The organism is Wolbachia endosymbiont (group B) of Athalia cordata, assembly GCF_947251845.1.
Lineage (GTDB): Bacteria > Pseudomonadota > Alphaproteobacteria > Rickettsiales > Anaplasmataceae > Wolbachia.
Genome location: NZ_OX366383.1, coordinates 582,294 through 598,194, shown reverse-complemented (window position 1 = coordinate 598,194; position 15,901 = coordinate 582,294). Strand labels below are relative to the sequence as shown.

At 33.0% G+C, this 15,901-nt stretch carries 14 protein-coding genes, 1 tRNA gene and 2 pseudogenes; 8 read left to right on the top strand and 9 right to left on the bottom strand.

Annotation, left to right across the window (positions count from 1 at the left end; translation table 11 throughout):
- Positions 1–51 precede the first annotated feature (51 nt).
- The gene (locus tag OPR30_RS02825; RefSeq protein WP_010404910.1) at positions 52–1,509 is read right to left on the bottom strand and encodes a TrkH family potassium uptake protein; all 1,458 of its coding nucleotides are present in this window, start codon (positions 1,507–1,509) and stop codon (positions 52–54) included.
- 124 nt (positions 1,510–1,633) lie between these two features.
- On the opposite strand from OPR30_RS02825, the gene OPR30_RS02820 reads away from it, so the two are divergent.
- Positions 1,634–2,602 (top strand): hypothetical protein, encoded by a 969-nt coding sequence (locus OPR30_RS02820; RefSeq protein WP_265031067.1) that lies wholly within the window; start codon positions 1,634–1,636, stop codon positions 2,600–2,602.
- A gap of 123 nt (positions 2,603–2,725) precedes the next feature.
- Here the strand turns inward: OPR30_RS02820 and OPR30_RS02815 are convergent.
- From OPR30_RS02815 to rpsB, 6 genes and pseudogenes are all read right to left on the bottom strand, one after another.
- Positions 2,726–3,846 (bottom strand): annotated as a pseudogene (locus OPR30_RS02815) (IS256 family transposase).
- Positions 3,847–3,938: 92 nt separating this feature from the next.
- On the bottom strand, positions 3,939–4,955 hold the full coding sequence (locus tag OPR30_RS02810) for a substrate-binding domain-containing protein (RefSeq protein WP_135352867.1): 1,017 nt from the start codon (positions 4,953–4,955) through the stop codon (positions 3,939–3,941).
- 193 nt (positions 4,956–5,148) lie between these two features.
- Positions 5,149–5,706, bottom strand: a complete 558-nt coding sequence (gene frr / locus OPR30_RS02805; RefSeq protein ID WP_007302601.1) for a ribosome recycling factor — start codon at positions 5,704–5,706, stop codon at positions 5,149–5,151.
- Between the two features lie 7 nt (positions 5,707–5,713).
- A complete protein-coding gene (gene pyrH / locus OPR30_RS02800) occupies positions 5,714–6,457 on the bottom strand; it encodes a UMP kinase (protein ID WP_226080109.1) in 744 nt (247 codons plus the stop codon).
- Positions 6,441–7,286: a translation elongation factor Ts gene (tsf, locus tag OPR30_RS02795; RefSeq protein WP_265031066.1), complete on the bottom strand. Its 846-nt coding sequence runs from the start codon at positions 7,284–7,286 to the stop codon at positions 6,441–6,443. The genes pyrH and tsf overlap by 17 nt, the downstream gene beginning before the upstream one ends.
- A complete protein-coding gene (gene rpsB / locus OPR30_RS02790; protein WP_265031065.1) occupies positions 7,283–8,098 on the bottom strand; it encodes a 30S ribosomal protein S2 in 816 nt (271 codons plus the stop codon). The genes tsf and rpsB overlap by 4 nt, the downstream gene beginning before the upstream one ends.
- A 181-nt stretch (positions 8,099–8,279) precedes the next feature.
- Between rpsB and OPR30_RS02785 the strand changes: the two genes are divergently transcribed.
- From OPR30_RS02785 to glmS, 3 genes are all read left to right on the top strand, one after another.
- Positions 8,280–8,356, top strand: a tRNA-Asp gene (locus OPR30_RS02785).
- Positions 8,357–8,486: 130 nt separating this feature from the next.
- The gene (gene yajC, locus OPR30_RS02780; protein WP_264376442.1) at positions 8,487–8,900 is read left to right on the top strand and encodes a preprotein translocase subunit YajC; all 414 of its coding nucleotides are present in this window, start codon (positions 8,487–8,489) and stop codon (positions 8,898–8,900) included.
- Positions 8,901–8,908: 8 nt separating this feature from the next.
- Positions 8,909–10,720 carry a glutamine--fructose-6-phosphate transaminase (isomerizing) gene (gene glmS, locus OPR30_RS02775; protein ID WP_265031064.1) on the top strand — a complete coding sequence of 604 codons (1,812 nt, stop codon included), beginning with the start codon at positions 8,909–8,911 and terminating at the stop codon, positions 10,718–10,720.
- Between the two features lie 232 nt (positions 10,721–10,952).
- Here glmS and OPR30_RS06330 read toward each other — a convergent pair.
- Positions 10,953–11,129, bottom strand: a pseudogene (locus OPR30_RS06330) (IS481 family transposase); the annotation flags it as partial.
- A gap of 213 nt (positions 11,130–11,342) precedes the next feature.
- On the opposite strand from OPR30_RS06330, the gene OPR30_RS02770 reads away from it, so the two are divergent.
- Entirely contained in the window at positions 11,343–12,092 is a 750-nt protein-coding gene (locus OPR30_RS02770; protein ID WP_007302596.1) for a hypothetical protein, read from the top strand.
- Between the two features lie 227 nt (positions 12,093–12,319).
- On the top strand, positions 12,320–13,333 hold the full coding sequence (locus OPR30_RS02765) for a hypothetical protein (protein WP_265031063.1): 1,014 nt from the start codon (positions 12,320–12,322) through the stop codon (positions 13,331–13,333).
- Here OPR30_RS02765 and OPR30_RS02760 read toward each other — a convergent pair.
- The gene (locus tag OPR30_RS02760) at positions 13,323–13,847 is read right to left on the bottom strand and encodes a gamma carbonic anhydrase family protein (protein ID WP_010404888.1); all 525 of its coding nucleotides are present in this window, start codon (positions 13,845–13,847) and stop codon (positions 13,323–13,325) included. The two genes, OPR30_RS02765 and OPR30_RS02760, sit on opposite strands and share 11 nt — an antisense overlap.
- 116 nt (positions 13,848–13,963) lie before the next feature.
- On the opposite strand from OPR30_RS02760, the gene secG reads away from it, so the two are divergent.
- Both secG and OPR30_RS02750 read left to right on the top strand, forming a co-directional pair.
- Positions 13,964–14,284 (top strand): preprotein translocase subunit SecG, encoded by a 321-nt coding sequence (gene secG / locus OPR30_RS02755; protein ID WP_007302593.1) that lies wholly within the window; start codon positions 13,964–13,966, stop codon positions 14,282–14,284.
- Positions 14,284–15,891: a CTP synthase gene (locus OPR30_RS02750; RefSeq protein ID WP_265031062.1), complete on the top strand. Its 1,608-nt coding sequence runs from the start codon at positions 14,284–14,286 to the stop codon at positions 15,889–15,891. The genes secG and OPR30_RS02750 overlap by 1 nt, the downstream gene beginning before the upstream one ends.
- Positions 15,892–15,901: the final 10 nt, after the last annotated feature.

Here is a 15,901-nt window from a genome sequence, read left to right as displayed (position 1 = left end):
TAATACTTATAATAATATGTAATAGAATTTAAATGTAAACCTGAATTAGCGTTACACTCTGGAATGGCAAAGTTTCCAGTATAAACTACCTATACAAAAATAAATTGGCAATATTTCAAGCCTGCCAAGCAGCATCAAAAACGATAGAAATAGCTTTACTCCACCACTAAAAGAGGAATAATTACCTGAAGGACCTATTAGGTTACTAAATCCTGGGCCAGAATTTGTAAGCATTGCAGAAACAGAGCTGATGCTAGTTATAAAGTCCGCATTGCTCAAGTAAGACATCACTATTGATGATATAGCGAACGTTAACATGTAAATTGCAAAAAACGTAAAGACAGATTGGACTTCATCATTTTCCAGTATTTTACCATTGAGTTTTACTCTATCGCTTTCACTTGGATTTAATAAAGAGCTAAAGTAATTCCTTATAGATTTTAGAAAAATGACTAAACGGAAGATTTTGATTCCACCACTAGCAGAACCACCACATCCACCAATAAAGGCTAAAAAGAAAGCTAAGACTGAAATAAAGCTCCAATTCAAGTAGTTGCACATTACATAGCCAGTTGATGTGATAAAGGAGGTAATGGTGAATGTGCTGTACCTAAATGATAAAAATACTCCTAAGTCAAAATTTTTATATAACCAAAAACAAGCAAGCAAAGATGAGATAACAACTATCTTAATAAAGTAAGAGACCTGTTCATCATAACAAACGTCTAATCGTCTTATAATTTTTAAATAGCTCAGAAAAGGTAAAGAGCCTAAAATCATAAAGATAATTGTTATGACCTCCAATATAGGGTTATTGTAGTAGCCTATAGAATCGTTATAGTTAGCAAATCCACCAGTTGATACAGCGGACATTCCGTGACATACTGCGTCAAATAATGGCATGCCAGCTAGATAGTAGGAAAATATGCACAATAAAATTAGGCAGTAATATATTTCTGCAATATGTATTACTACGCTTCGCGTATGTGGTAACTTTCTTTTAAGAGCATCTGAGTACTCAGAATAGAGTAAATTATTTAAGCTCAAAACCTTAAATATGGGAAAAATTGCAATTCCTACTGTAATTACTCCAAAACCACCTATACCGTGCAGCATTGCTCTCCACAGTAGTATCCCCGGAGATTGTTGCTCGATGTAACTTAGAACAGTTGCTCCTGTGGTTGTAATCCCAGATACTGCTTCAAACAGTGCATCAATGTAGCTTAAACTATCAAGATAAAATGGAATAGCTGCAAATAGAGATAATGCAATCCAGGTACAACTGGTAATCGCAAAAATTGCCGGCATTCCATGTACCCTATTTAGTTTACCCAGTAGAATAAAAATCGCACTAAATGTGCAGGTAACTATAAATCCAACCAGAAAATTTTTCCATTCGTAACCTAGATAATTATTAGTAATAGCAGGAATAAGCATTGCTACGCCAAACAACAATAGAAAAATCCCCACAATAAACGCAATTGAACGTAAAACTTGCAGACTTTCCATAGACAGTACTGTGAAAGCTATATGTTATTAAAACTTCAACCGCTTTGCTAATTTTTTCTCTTGACTTGATTATAAATACGTATAATTATAGCGCTAAATTTGCCATAAGAGATAGAGGTAAGGTATGTTATTAACTAACAGACAAAAAAACATTCGAGATTCATTAATTAGTGAAGCTATACAAGGCAACTTTGAGAATATAAAAAATAATTACGATAGCGATATACAAGAAGTTTTGAAAAGCGAATTACCTAGTAATATACAAAAAGAGTTTAAAGACGATCTACCTAACCCTTGTACCACTTCACAGTTGATTATATTCAAAAAAAATCAAAAGGAAATTAATCAATGTATACAGAAAATGGAGCAAAAAATTGAGAGTATTTCGTGTGATATAGCTATGCAAGAAGCGAAAGGAAATGATGATTCGCATATGCAAAAAGTGAAAAACTTAAAGAGAACAAGTGATCTTCACCACAAATTACGTCAAGCAATAGATTATTTAGATGTTAAAAAAGTTAAAGCAGTATTAGAAGATTGTGATACAAATCTAGCAATGATTTTAAATAGACCTATACATTCACAGAGCAAAACTACCCCTTTACTTTATCCTCTGCAAGTTGGTCTTAATAAACGATATATAGGTGATGGTAAAAGATTGAAACAAGAAGATCTGAGAAATATAAAAGAAATTACTAAACTTCTTTGGGATAAAGCTTCTCCTGATATTCGCAATTTCTGGTTTAAATTCCATCAAGATCAACAAGAAGAAAGTACAAAAGACACAAAAGCAACCTTTGAAGCTCATTTGAAAAAAGCTCCTCCTGATATTCGTGACTTGTGGCTTAAATATCAAAGAGTGCCTGAAAATCAAGATGCAGCTGTAATAAAACTTCTTAAAGGTGAGCAACAACGACATGCCAAGATAGGTAGTGAGAAGTGGCTTGAAGATTTCATTCAAGAAGTTAAAGATTACAGAGAACAAAAAAGCATAGAAGAAAACCTTGAAATAGCTACAGAGAAACCTACAACAAAATCTGTTCTACAAGACGCACAACTTTCTCAAATAAATAGAACTTGTTGTATTTTGTAGTAAATAAGTTCTTAGGAAATCTAAGTATGATAACAATAAAAACAAGAAATTTAAACGTTCTATTTTTAACCTAGTATCCAGAATAAAAAGGGAGTGTTAAATAAACTGTGTCAAATCGCATTTTTAGTTCAACTCAATTTTTAACCTACTAGGAAAAAAGATATCAAGTTGAGAGATAGTTAAAGCCTAATCATGTATAGGCATAGTCCATTTTTCTCTTACCTTTTTTATAGCACAATATGCCTGTTTATACAAGGCATTTGTGCTAGTAAATGAGCCCTTGGTTTTAGTAAATTTTCTGATCTGTCTATGTAGTCCCTCAATAGGATTTGTGGTATAAATTAATTTTCTTACAGGGCCAGAATATTTTAAATAACTAGACAAATTTTCCCAATTATTCTCCCAAAACCAACGGATATTTTTCTCCCCATTTTTCCTCCAGTTCAAGTAAATAATTCTCGGCAATTTCTCTACTTGATATGTTTTTTTCAAATCATTCATGAAAACTTTTGCTCGATGCATATTTCAGTGAATTTCTTATCTGATGTACTATACATTTCTGCTTTAGGAAATACACTGTTTATAGCTTTAGGAAAGCTTTTTAACACAAGCTATCAGAATATCATCTACTCCTCTCTCTTTTAGGTCATTTAGTACTCCCAACCAGAACTTCACTTTCAGCCAAATAAAAACCCAAAACTTCTTTTCTGCCATTTTGCTAATATGTTATACATACATTTGCTTACACAATGCCCGTCCTCCTTGACCTTAAAAAACCATGAACACTATTGGATATACAGATTGCAGCGGACGACTGCGCCATTCGTTGATTACCGGTAACAATTTGTCAGTAATACTTGATATCTCTGCTGCAGATATTTTATATTTCTTCTACATGCGATGCTATATCCCATGCCACTGGCATATGTACTTAAAACCTTTGCTTCAAGTTCGGTTTGTTTGCCTTTTTCTGACTACTTGTGGCTCGAAACTTCCTTCTCTATCTCTTGGTGTCAATAGTTCAAATACTTGTCCGTAAAGTCTTTGAATTTCTTCGGTTGTTTTCTTCGCTTTCAGCCGACAAATGGTTTTCTATCTCGCCTTCCCTCTAGCAGTTTTTTTATAAATGGTGTTAATGCTCCATCTCTTTCCGTCAATGGTCTTCCTTCTCGTATAGATGATAAGATATTTGTTTCTAATTCTTTATAGTCTACCAAACCGGTAGTTCTGTTTGCTTGACTCATTGTCAAACCTCCATTTTTTTATCAATTTATTACTTTACTTCTCGGTTTGACACAGTTTATTTAACACTTCCAATAAAAAAATATCAAAGTCATCATATTATATCACGAACCTTTTCCAAGACTTTTTTCATATTTTCGCTTGAAAGTGGAATTAAGCCAAGCCTAGATAAATATCCACCTTCAGTACTAATAGAGTCTACAACTTCTCTAATGAATTCCCTTAATCCATCAACAGTATCTAAGTGTTCTTTCTTTATATAAAGATATAAAGGCCTTGCTAACATATACTCCCCCGATGATATATTTTTATAAGTTGGCTCAATTCCTGCGATTGTGCTTCCTTGAATCTCATCTTGGTTTTTCGCTAAAAAGCTGAAGCTAAATATTCCTAAAGCATTTTTATTGCTCTTCAATTTTTGTATTATTATGTTTTCATTAATTCCAACTTCTATATATCTTCCATCATCTCTGATATTACTACATGCTTTCTTTCTTTTTTCTTGGTCTTGATAATTCTCTTTGAAAATCCTTGAGTTCATACATGAATATTGATCAAGCATAATAAAATTAATCAAAGTTTCATGTGTACCTGTATTTTGATGTGGGCCATAGATTTTAATTTCTGTTTTTGGTAGAGCTTGATTTACATCAGACCAAAATTTCTTGTTATTCTTTACTAATCTATCATTGTCTTCAGAATATGAAGATAAAGTTTCAAACAGGTCATTTTTTGTAAAATCAAATCTATGGCTTTGATTTGAATTTGCAATAACAATTCCATCATAGCCAATTATGATCTCTATTACTTCATTCACTTTATTTCTTTTACATAATTCTCTCTCTACTTCCTTCATAGGGCGAGATGAAGTAGTGATATCTGGTGTGCCTTCCCCTATTCCTGAACAAAACATTTTGAACCCTGATCCACTTCCTATCGATTCTACAACTGGAGTTTTAAAGGAAAATATACGGCTGAATTCTTCAGATATAAATGAGATAAAAGGAAAAACAGTTGAAGATCCAACAATTCTGATATATCTTCTGGCATCAACATTTGACAGTGGGATGAGTAATACAAATGCAAAAATAAGGAAAAGGCGTTTCAGCATCGTTTTCGCTCAAGAATGTAAACTTAATTATCGTAATAAAAAATCAAACTGAAAAGCTTTTTTTCTAGATTTCAAAAGGTATAACGATCAAATGTGTGCGTAATGATGAGATCTGAATCACAGCATTCATACAACTGTATCTATATCGAATCCTCTTATGTTTTTCAATACTGAAAAATTCTTTCATATTAACTTAATGATGCAATATATCCTTTTCTTTAATAGATAAGTCATCATCGACTTTTTTTACATTATCATCAGTAATGTTTTGTATTTCCTTTTTGGCAACATGAAAATCATCTTCTGAGATTTCCTTATTTTTCTTCATTTCCTCTATTTCTTCCATAACATCTCTGCGTATATTTCTAATTGCAACTCGTGCATTTTCAGAAAATTGATGCAATAATTTCACTAATTTTTCACGAGTTTCTTGTGTTAAGTCTGGAAGAACTATACGTATAGTATTTCCTTCAACAACAGGATTTAAATTCAGGTTAGCATTGATTATCGCATTTTTTACTTCACCGATAGCAGTAGCATCCCAAACTTTAACTGATAGAGTTTTGTTATCTATAGCTGAAACTCCTGCAACTTGGTTCAGTTTTTGATGTCCACCATAGATATTTACAACTATACCATCAAGTAATGATGCGTTAGCTCTACCAGTACGTACACCTTTCATATCATCGTGAAAAGACTGAATAGTTTTTAGCATTCTTTCTTTTGTTTTAGCTTTTATTTCGTTTAACATAAATTACCTAATGTTTACAATCTGAAACTATAGTATAAGTGCCTTGACCCTTAATAATATCAACCATTTTTTCTCTTTTTAAAGAAAAAACTACAATTGGGATAGAATTCTCACGAGCAAGTGAAATTGCTGATGCATCCATAACTTTTAAATCACGAGTTAGCAGATCTGTATAAGAAAGCCTATCATACATCACAGCATTCTCATTTTTTTTTGGATCGGCAGAATATACACCACTTACTTGAGTACCTTTTAAAATAACATCACAATTCATTTCAACAGCACGTAAAGCTGCAGCTGTATCTGTAGTAAAAAATGGGTTACCTGTGCCTGCTGCAAAAATGACTACTCTACCTTTCTCTAAATGATGAATAGCCTTCCTTCTTATATAAGGTTCACATATAGTAGTCATGGGTATAGCAGACAACACCCTAGAGACTATAGAGCTTTTTTCTAAAAAATTTTGCAAAATTAAAGCATTAATGACAGTACCAAGCATTCCAATATAATCACTGCTTGCTCTTTCACAGCCACTTAAAGATGCTGATGCACCACGAAAAATATTCCCACCACCAACAACAATACAAACTTGAACTCCGAGATTACAAACTTCAACTATGTCTTTGGATAGTTTATCTATAACTTCCATATCATGGCCAAATAGCTTTGATCCCATCAAAGCCTCCCCAGAGATTTTGAATAACACTCTGGGGTATTTTATTTCTGAAGTTTTGTTACTTATTTGCACCATCCAAAGTAAGTAACTTATAATTAGCTAATTTAACAGCACTTGATTCTATAAAATCAGCAATCTTCATTTTATCATCTTTTATAAACTTCTGCTCTAGCAGAACAACTTCTTCATAGTATTTAGCCATTCGTCCATCTACTATTTTTTTCGCTACCTCTTCAGGTTTATTTAAGCTCTTTACTTGCTCCTCAATTATAGAACGCTCATTGTTTAATTTTTCTTGATCTAAATCATCTATAGATAAAGCTTCAGGTTTCATAGCAACTACATGCATAGCTATTTGCTTTCCAATCTCTTGTTTATCACCAGATGATTGCAATGCTACTAAAGCACCAATCTTACCTAAGCCATGCATATTACCATGTACATAGCCAGCAATAATCCCATCCTTAGTCTCTAGGTAGCAAAGATTGCTTAACTCTAACTTCTCACCAAGAACCGATGTACCACTCATAATAGCTTCCTGCACTGTACCAACATCTTCATATTTTGCATTTTTTAACTCATCAAGACTAGTACAACGTTCTTGACAAGCAATTGATGCTAAATTTGAAACTAATGCTATGAACTTCTCATTTCTAGCAACAAAATCAGTTTCACAATTGACTTTAACCAATACACCATAATTTTTAGCCAAGCACATAGCAATAAGCCCATCCGAAGCTACTCTATCAGACTTTTTGTCAGCTTTAGCAAATCCTATTGTACGTAACCTATCAACGGCTTTCTTAATATCACCATCACACTCTTCTAACGCTTTCTTACAATCGCTTAAGCCAAGCCCTGTTCTATCGCGTAATTCCCTTATACTACTTGAATCCATCTTCATTTACTTACTACTACCTCCTTTTCTGTTTCAACCTTAATACGCTTCTTTTTAGTTTGCACAATATCCTCTTCTTTTTCTTGAATAAGCTCATCATCCTTAACTCTAGACCTTGTCAAACTAGACTCTATTCCAGCTAATATAGAATCAGCAACTAATTTACAATAGAGCTCTATTGATTTTCTTGAATCATCATTTCCTGGTATAGGATAGGCAATACCATCTGGGTCAGAATTGGTATCAAGTACTCCAACTACAGGAATACCCAGTTTTTTGGCCTCTTTAACCGCTATATGCTCTTTGTTAGTATCAATAATAAATAAAATATCAGGAACTGCTCCCATTTCTCTAATTCCACCCAATTCTTTATCAAGCTTTTTTCTTTTCTTTTCAATGTTTCCTAATTCTTTTTTTGTTAAGATGCTATCTTCATCATTGGATATTTTCTCATATTGTATCAAAGTTTTTATCGAAGAAGAAACAGTGTTCCAATTAGTAAGCATACCACCAAGCCATCGATCATTTACATAATACTGACCACAACGAACTGCTTCACTTGCAACAATATCTAAAGCTTGAAATTTCGTACCAACAAATAAAATGCGACCATCTTGAGATGCAACATCGTATAAAGCTTTCATCGCCGCCTCTAACAATGGTAATGTTTTTCGTAAGTCTATTATGTGTATACGATTCTCTTGATGTATACCATATATATATGGGGCCATTTTCGCATTCCAGCGACTAACTTTATGGCCAAAATGCACACCAGATTCAGCTAAATCACGTATAGTAACTTTAGGCAAATTTGTCATATTTACTCCTCCAAATAGTTTATCCTCCATGGCATAACCCTAACGGGACTACTTGCATAAGCCATGTGTGAAATTAAGTTATTTACATAGTAATAAAAAAGACAAAAAAGCGCAAACAAAAAATATTGACAAGTGGCAACACGTTGATTAGCTTTAAGGTTGCAAACGTTAAAAAGCAATGGGGGGTGTAGCTCAGTTGGTTAGAGCGCATGCCTGTCACGCATGAGGTCGTGAGTTCAAGTCTCATCACTCCCGCCATTACAGCAGAAACACCTTAAAATTCTTTAAGTTTCTTATTAATTTGAATTAATTTCTTTCAGAGACTTGACATGATATTGTAATTGCTGCTTAATCTATTTAATTTTATTATTAATAATTGGGATTAAATATGTTCATTTCTGAGGTTTTTGCGGCAGATGCGACTAACAATGTATCAGCATCTGTTGCTAACTTTATTCCACTCATTTTAATATTTGTAGTATTTTATTTTCTCATTATTCGCCCCAATCACAAAAAACTAAAAGAACATAGAAGGATGATAGATCAAATAAAACGTGGTGATACGGTTATTACTTCTAGTGGAATAATAGGTGAAGTAAACAAAGTTGACGAAGTAAATGCACAACTAATACTAGAAATAGCACCAAAAATTGAAATAAAAATCCTAAAGTCTGCTATATCTGAAATCTTAAATAAAGAAATTCAAAAGCCAGTAGCTAAATCTATTGAAAAAAGCAAAGTTGAAAAGAATGGCAAGAAAAATAAACTAGAGGAAAGTAAAAAAGACAAAAATGCTTCATAATTTAAGAAGTGTGTGGAATATTAGGTATAGTAAGTAGCGGTGATTCAGTAATACCAACTTTACTAACCGCGTTGCAAAAATTGGAATACAGAGGTTATGACTCTTCAGGTATAGCAATTATAAATAATAGAGGTAAGATAGAAGTAAAAAAATCAGAAGGTAAAGTTGAAAGATTGTGTGAAGTTGTTCATGAGAGCAAGATATCTAGTAGCAAAGTTGGTATAGCACATACTCGTTGGGCTACACATGGAGCTCCAAATCTTAAAAATGCTCATCCCATTTATATAAATAATGTTGTTGTTGCTCATAATGGCATAATTGAAAATTACAATATATTAAAAAAGGATCTGGAGGAAAAGGGAGTATCTTTCCACACCGATACTGATACAGAAGTGATACCAAACATATTAACTTCATATCTTGATGAAGGGTTATCACCAGTTGATTCTATATTACAGTGTCTAAACAATTTACAAGGTTCACTTGCTTTGGCTTTATTATTTGCAGAATATCCAGATACTTTATTTGTTGCAAAAAGAAATTTGCCTTTAGCAATAGGATATAACTGTAATAAAGTGTTTGCTGCTTCTGATACTAATACTTTGAATTCATTTGTAGAAAAAATATTGCATTTAGAAGATAATGATATTGCAGTAATAAAATCTAACGAATTCAGTATATATAATAATGGTATACAAGTTAAACGCAGAACAGAAAATAGCAGTCCAAGAAATTTTCTAATTAGTAAAAATGGTTACCCTAGCTTTATGCTAAAAGAAATTTTTGAGCAACCGTATGCATTAAACAAAACAATAAATCAATTTTATAAACAATATAAAGAAATCAACAAAGAATTATTTTCTGAACTAGGTTACATTACTATAGTTGGATGCGGTTCATCCTATTTTGCTGGACTAATAGCAAAGTGTTGGCTGGAAAGTATTGCTCAAATTCGGGTATATCTAGAAATCTCGTCAGAATTTAGGTATAGCAGCGTCAAGCTCGAAGAAGGTAGTATTGGCTTATTCATTTCTCAATCTGGTGAAACTGCAGATACTATGGAAGCACTACGTTATGCGAGATTGCAGAAACAAATGATCATTAGCATAATTAATACATTTAATAGCAGCATAGAAAAAGCCTCAGATATTGTATTGCATACTCTTGCTGGACCTGAGATTGGTGTTGCTTCGACAAAAACCTTTTCTACGCAGCTTGCAATTTTAGCATGCTTTGCTGTAGAGCTTGGAAAAATAAAAGGTATACTGGGTAGAGAGAGGATAAAGGAACTAAGCGGTGCTATTAATTCCATTCCCGAACATGTAGAGCATGTTTTGAATGTGATGGAAATACAACATATATCAGGCAGTATATTAGAGCACAATAATATAATTATAATTGGGAGAGGAAGCTCATATGGAGTTGCAATGGAAGGTGCATTGAAGATAAAAGAGCTTTCATATATCAACACAATTGGTATTGCAGCGGGAGAAATGAAGCACGGTTCTATCGCCTTGATAGACTCTACTGTACTTGTTATCGCAATTATTCCTTACGATAATTTATTCTTTAAAACGCTATCCAATATACAAGAGATTATTGCAAGAAAAGGTAAAGTAATTGCCTTTAGTGATAAGCAAGGAGCACCGCTCTTAAAGGAAATTTGCATAGATGTGGTGCAACTTCCAGAAGTTGATAATTTTGTTTCTCCAATTATCTACAGTGTTGCTATGCAATTTCTTGCTTATTCTATTGCAGAAAAAAAAGGGTTAGATGTAGATTGTCCGAGAAATTTAGCTAAATCTGTCACAGTTGAGTAACTTATTTAAAGTGAGTTGCTAATTAACAGCTCTAATTGTCAGTTATAAATTACTGAATTTTACTAATAAATTCATTAGCCCTCTGCGAAAGAATATGTAACTAATGTAAGGATGAGAGAGGCTAAAATCCACGCCTCAAATTAACAAGATTTGCCATTATGGTTACCAGACACAACTTAATCTAGCAAGCAAGAATTAACTAACAGAAAAATTGAAAACTAATATCAGTCTCTTATGTAATGCTACTAATATTTTTCTAAAAGCAATATGTTTTCTATTCAGGAAAGTCTACATCGCCATAACAATATTTACTAGAATGAGGTCTTGTCTCATTGTAAAAACACAACCAATGATCAACGTCTATCTGAAGATCTTCTAATGAATTGTAGATTGTTTTACAAAAAAAGAGGAGTAAATGAGAGTTCAGTAACTTGATTATAGAGTTGTACTGCCTTTCCATATTTGAAGCAAGTTGTTATTCTATCTCAAACCGTAGCACAAAGTAAATATGGCAATTTACACTAAAATTTTCTGTTTATGATTTATATTATGTAAAGATACTATTTGACCTTGAGCTTTAAAGATATTATGTAATAGCATTATTTAATATGCGAGGTTTATTATGGCTAAAGTAAGTGCTGGTGAAAACTCAAAAAAGCTTAAAGATGGTAAAAATCAGCCCATATCACCAAAAAAGTTCAAAGGCAGTCAGTCTATGTCACCAAAACGGAGTCAGAATTCTGGTGAAAAGCTATGGAATGCATTAGAATCATTAGAAGAAGCAAAATCAGAGTTGAAAAAAAGAAAATTTGAAATAGAACTAAAAAAAGACACTGAAATATCAGACGAAGGAATAGAAAAAGTAGTGGAATTGGAAAGGAAAACAGAAAAAGAGATAGAAGAAATAGCAATGCCAATATCAACGTTACTACTTAAGGAAACAATAATAAAATTACAAGGAACAAAAATAATAAATTTTTTAAAAAAATTAGAAAAACAAGTAAAAGAAATGCAAGAATTATGTAAGAAACTAGAATTAAATGCTAAAATAGAAGAAGAAGATCTAAATAAGCTCGAGGACATAAAGAAAGAATCAGAAAAGTGTTGCAGAGAGTTAGTGAGCTATATGCCTAATTCAAATAATCCTAGAATGTTGTACACTGCTGTTATTGGTGTTGGTCTTGCTGTTGGGCTGGTAGCAAGTACTATACTTGAACATACAACTAGACTAAGTATATTAGCAATAATTGGCATAGCTACAGCATCTGCACTCGTAGCTGGTGGTGCTACATATGAAGCACTAAGACCTAATACTAAAATAGATGAATCAAAAGAAGTCCAAATAAAGAGTTCTCATCACTCACTTTCCTAATCACACTTTAATTCAAACTTTATCAGTTTTATTCAAGTTGCTTCTAAAAGGAGAATATCAAAGGTGTTCTCCTTACTGATTTGGTTAAAATGCAGAAAACGCCTATGTCAAAATTTACACAGATGTTAAGTGCTGCCACTAATTCCCAGTTAGTACAATTTGTGTATCTTATTGACATATTTAATTTATTCTGTTACAATTTTTAGTAATTAGGTTGGGGTAAAACAATGAAGAGTTTTAAATGGCTACTTAATCAAGTCAGACTTTCATGGATTAGCTTAATATCAAAAGTAAAGAGCTTTTTTCAAACTAACGATACACATTATCAAACAACTGCTAGCAATGGAAATGATCATACAAGAAAAATAAGTGTAGAAAATACAATAGAGGCGAAAGTTAATGAAGAGGATGTATGGTATGATTCTCTGAAAGAACAAGAGCCAGGTGAAAAAGAAAGAGATCTGGATGAAGAAGAATTTTTTGATGCTATTGAAAATTTGGATGAAGAGGAAGTGAGTGCTAACATAGAAGGAAAAGAGTATGAAAAAAATAAGTACTATAGTCTACAAGAAAAAAATGAATTTGATCACACAACGCACACTCTTACACTTGCTTTTGAAATTCAAAAGCCATTTCCAGACTCTGACCTTAGTAAATTTAAGTTATGCGAACTTAAGCAAAATGGTGATAAATATACGTTTATCTTAGAAAATGATCAGAAAAATCGAATAGAATTACACTCTGAATATCTCAATATTTATTTTCCTAAGTATTTTGAGAAACACAGAAAAAAAGGAGCTTACACCGAACTTTTTTCTCAAGAAGAAAATAGAATTAGCAATGATATTATAATACCGCTACAAGTTCCAAAAGAAGCAAGCATACTTACCAAAGAGTGCAATTGGTTAATAAGAAAGGTTGTAGGTGAAATACCATATTATCCAGTGGACAAATCGCTTGAATACTGCAGGAGTCGTGTAAATTTCTTTCTTAACTTAAACAATATTATGTCTTTTTCTCTAAAATCAGCAAAAGCACAATATGCAGCTATGCTATCAGGTACTCCAACAGAAACAAACTGGCCAATAAAGGATATTCTAGTCAGAGGTAGTTTTATTAATCAGCATATTCCTAGAGTTGAAGAAGCTTATATTGATAAGCATTATATAGTTGAAGAAACTTTTGAAGTAGTTAACGTAGAATGTGCATCAGAGCTGAAGATTTCTCAACCTAGCATATAGCCTTATATTCTTTCATCAGCATGATATAATTTTGTGCAGATTGTGTAATATGTTTTATTTCTTCATTTGACATTTTTTTGAAGAATTGTGCTGGCCTGCCAGCCCATACTTCACCACTTTTTATCACTTTTCCATGTGTCACCAGTGAACCAGCAGCTACCATAGCTTCAGACTCGACAATCGCATGATCCATTATAACAGAGCCCATACCAATAAATGCTTTATCATGTATCGTGCATGCATGTAACACACAAAAATGTCCAACCGTCACCATACTACCAATAATCGTGTCACCGCCTGGATTTCTATCTACATGAATTACGGTGCCATCTTGAATATTCGTTTCATCACCTATTTCGATTGATCCAACATCTCCTCTGATCACACAATTAAACCAGATACTCGCATTCCTTCCTATTTCAACGTTACCTATAATACGCACACCATCTGCGATAAAAGAACTTTCATCCATTTTTGGTTCATAATCTTTGTATTTTAAAATGTGATAGCTCATAATTTAAATAAGGTTTAATACATACTTGGGTTCCAGTAGTCAAGTTACTCGGGTAAAGATATTCTTGACTTATGATCCTTATGCTCCTAAAATCTTTATTTTTAGCTCTATTTATAATGTCAGTAACAGTACTTAGTGTACTTCAAATAATATTAGTTGTTGTATTGGTAATTTTAGTGCTCCTGCAGCCACCTGGAAGTAGTTCATTAAGTGGCTTTAGTAATTCACAACAGGGAATGAATTCAATAATTCCGGTAAAGTCTTCTGAAAATCCACTCAGTAGAATAACTTCTATAGTTGCTGGGCTGTTCATTATAAATACACTGTTACTATCAGGATTATGTTCAAAAGATGTACATAAAAAATCAATTGCAGAGAAGATTATATCAGAAAAGAAGCAAGAAGGCCAATCAACTTCTGTTCCATTTGAAAATTAATGAAAGAAACCAAGTTTATCTTTGTTACAGGTGGAGTTGTTTCATCACTTGGTAAGGGTTTAGTTGCTTCAAGTGTGGGAGCACTTCTTCAAGCTCATGGATTCAATGTTCGCATCAGAAAGCTTGACCCATATCTCAACATTGATCCTGGAACAATGAGCCCAGCTCAGCACGGGGAAGTATTTGTTACTGAGGATGGTGCTGAAACTGATTTAGACCTTGGACATTACGAGCGTTTTACTAAAATTAAAGCAACCAAGGACGACAATATAACAACTGGTAAAGTATATAATAAATTATTAAAGAAGGAAAGGTGTGGTGATTATCTAGGCAAAACTGTGCAAATCATTCCTCATGTGACAGATTTAATCAAATCTTTCATTTTTAATGGTACAGAAGATTTAGATTTTGTAATATGCGAAATAGGCGGAACCGTAGGTGATATTGAAAGCCAACCGTTTTTGGAAGCTATACGCCAAGTTAATTATAAACTAGGAAAGCAAAAAGTTATCCTTATTCACTTAACTTTAATACCATATCTCACTGCAGCACAAGAATTAAAGACAAAACCGACACAGCATTCAGTTCGAGAGTTAAACTCTGCGGGGTTACAACCAGATATTATATTATGTCGCAGTGAAAAAGAAATTTCCGATAATCAAAAAGAAAAGATAGCCAATCTTTGCAATGTTTCTTTATCTAACGTAATACCTGCTCCTGATGTAAACCATATATACGAGTTACCGTCCTTGTATAATCAATGTGGGCTCGGGACACAAATTTTGGATCACTTTCACTTAAGTAAGCCAAAACCAAGCTTACCTGAATGGGACCAAATAGTACACTCTATTAGACATCCAACACAAGAAGTTATCGTTTCCATAGTAGGAAAATATACTGAATTTCCTGACGCATATAAATCACTGATTGAAGCATTAAACCATGGTGCAATTAGTAATAAAGCTAGAGTGAAGATAAATTGGGTCAACTCAAGAGAAGATAATGGAAAATCTATAGATGCAAAGTTTATCAGAGAAAAATTACAAAGCTCTAATTCAGTCCTTGTTCCAGGAGGATTTGGTGATAATGGAATAGAAGGTAAAATATTAGCAATAAACTATGCCCGTGTAAATAACATTCCTTTTTTAGGAATATGTCTTGGTATGCAGCTTGCAGTGATTGAATTTGCTCGTAACGTTATTAAGCTTGAAGATGTACACTCTGAAGAATTTTATACTTGCAAACACCCAATCATCAAGCTCGCTGATGGTAAGAACGTTGATCTTGGTGGAACCATGAGACTTGGAACATACAAGTGTAATGTAAGTCCAAATTCAAAAATGGCAAATGTGTATAGTAGTGTCACTATTTCAGAAAGACACAGACACAGATATATAGTTAATTTAGATTATAAAAATAACTTAGAAGAGAATGGAATGATATGCAGTGGTATATCAGAAGATAAAACATGCATAGAGGCAGTGGAGCTAAAAAATCACTCATGGTTTATTGGTGTGCAATTTCATCCAGAATTTCAATCAAGACCATTTTCTCCTCATCCTCTCTTTACATCATTTATTAAGGCAGCTATTGACAATAGAGTTTAATAGAACTTAA

Excerpts from the sequence above, each read along its gene's own strand:
- tsf (WP_265031066.1), bottom strand. The coding sequence starts at position 7,286 with ATGAAGATGGATTCAAGTAGTATAAGGGAATTACGCGATAGAACAGGG.
- OPR30_RS02820 (WP_265031067.1), top strand. The coding sequence starts at position 1,634 with ATGTTATTAACTAACAGACAAAAAAACATTCGAGATTCATTAATTAGT.
- pyrH (WP_226080109.1), bottom strand. The coding sequence starts at position 6,457 with ATGGTGCAAATAAGTAACAAAACTTCAGAAATAAAATACCCCAGAGTG.
- OPR30_RS02825 (WP_010404910.1), bottom strand. The coding sequence starts at position 1,509 with ATGGAAAGTCTGCAAGTTTTACGTTCAATTGCGTTTATTGTGGGGATT.
- OPR30_RS02750 (WP_265031062.1), top strand. The coding sequence starts at position 14,284 with ATGAAAGAAACCAAGTTTATCTTTGTTACAGGTGGAGTTGTTTCATCA.
- rpsB (WP_265031065.1), bottom strand. The coding sequence starts at position 8,098 with ATGACAAATTTGCCTAAAGTTACTATACGTGATTTAGCTGAATCTGGT.
- OPR30_RS02765 (WP_265031063.1), top strand. The coding sequence starts at position 12,320 with ATGAAGAGTTTTAAATGGCTACTTAATCAAGTCAGACTTTCATGGATT.
- secG (WP_007302593.1), top strand. The coding sequence starts at position 13,964 with ATGTCAGTAACAGTACTTAGTGTACTTCAAATAATATTAGTTGTTGTA.
- OPR30_RS02770 (WP_007302596.1), top strand. The coding sequence starts at position 11,343 with ATGGCTAAAGTAAGTGCTGGTGAAAACTCAAAAAAGCTTAAAGATGGT.
- OPR30_RS02760 (WP_010404888.1), bottom strand. The coding sequence starts at position 13,847 with ATGAGCTATCACATTTTAAAATACAAAGATTATGAACCAAAAATGGAT.
- frr (WP_007302601.1), bottom strand. The coding sequence starts at position 5,706 with ATGTTAAACGAAATAAAAGCTAAAACAAAAGAAAGAATGCTAAAAACT.
- yajC (WP_264376442.1), top strand. The coding sequence starts at position 8,487 with ATGTTCATTTCTGAGGTTTTTGCGGCAGATGCGACTAACAATGTATCA.
- OPR30_RS02810 (WP_135352867.1), bottom strand. The coding sequence starts at position 4,955 with ATGCTGAAACGCCTTTTCCTTATTTTTGCATTTGTATTACTCATCCCA.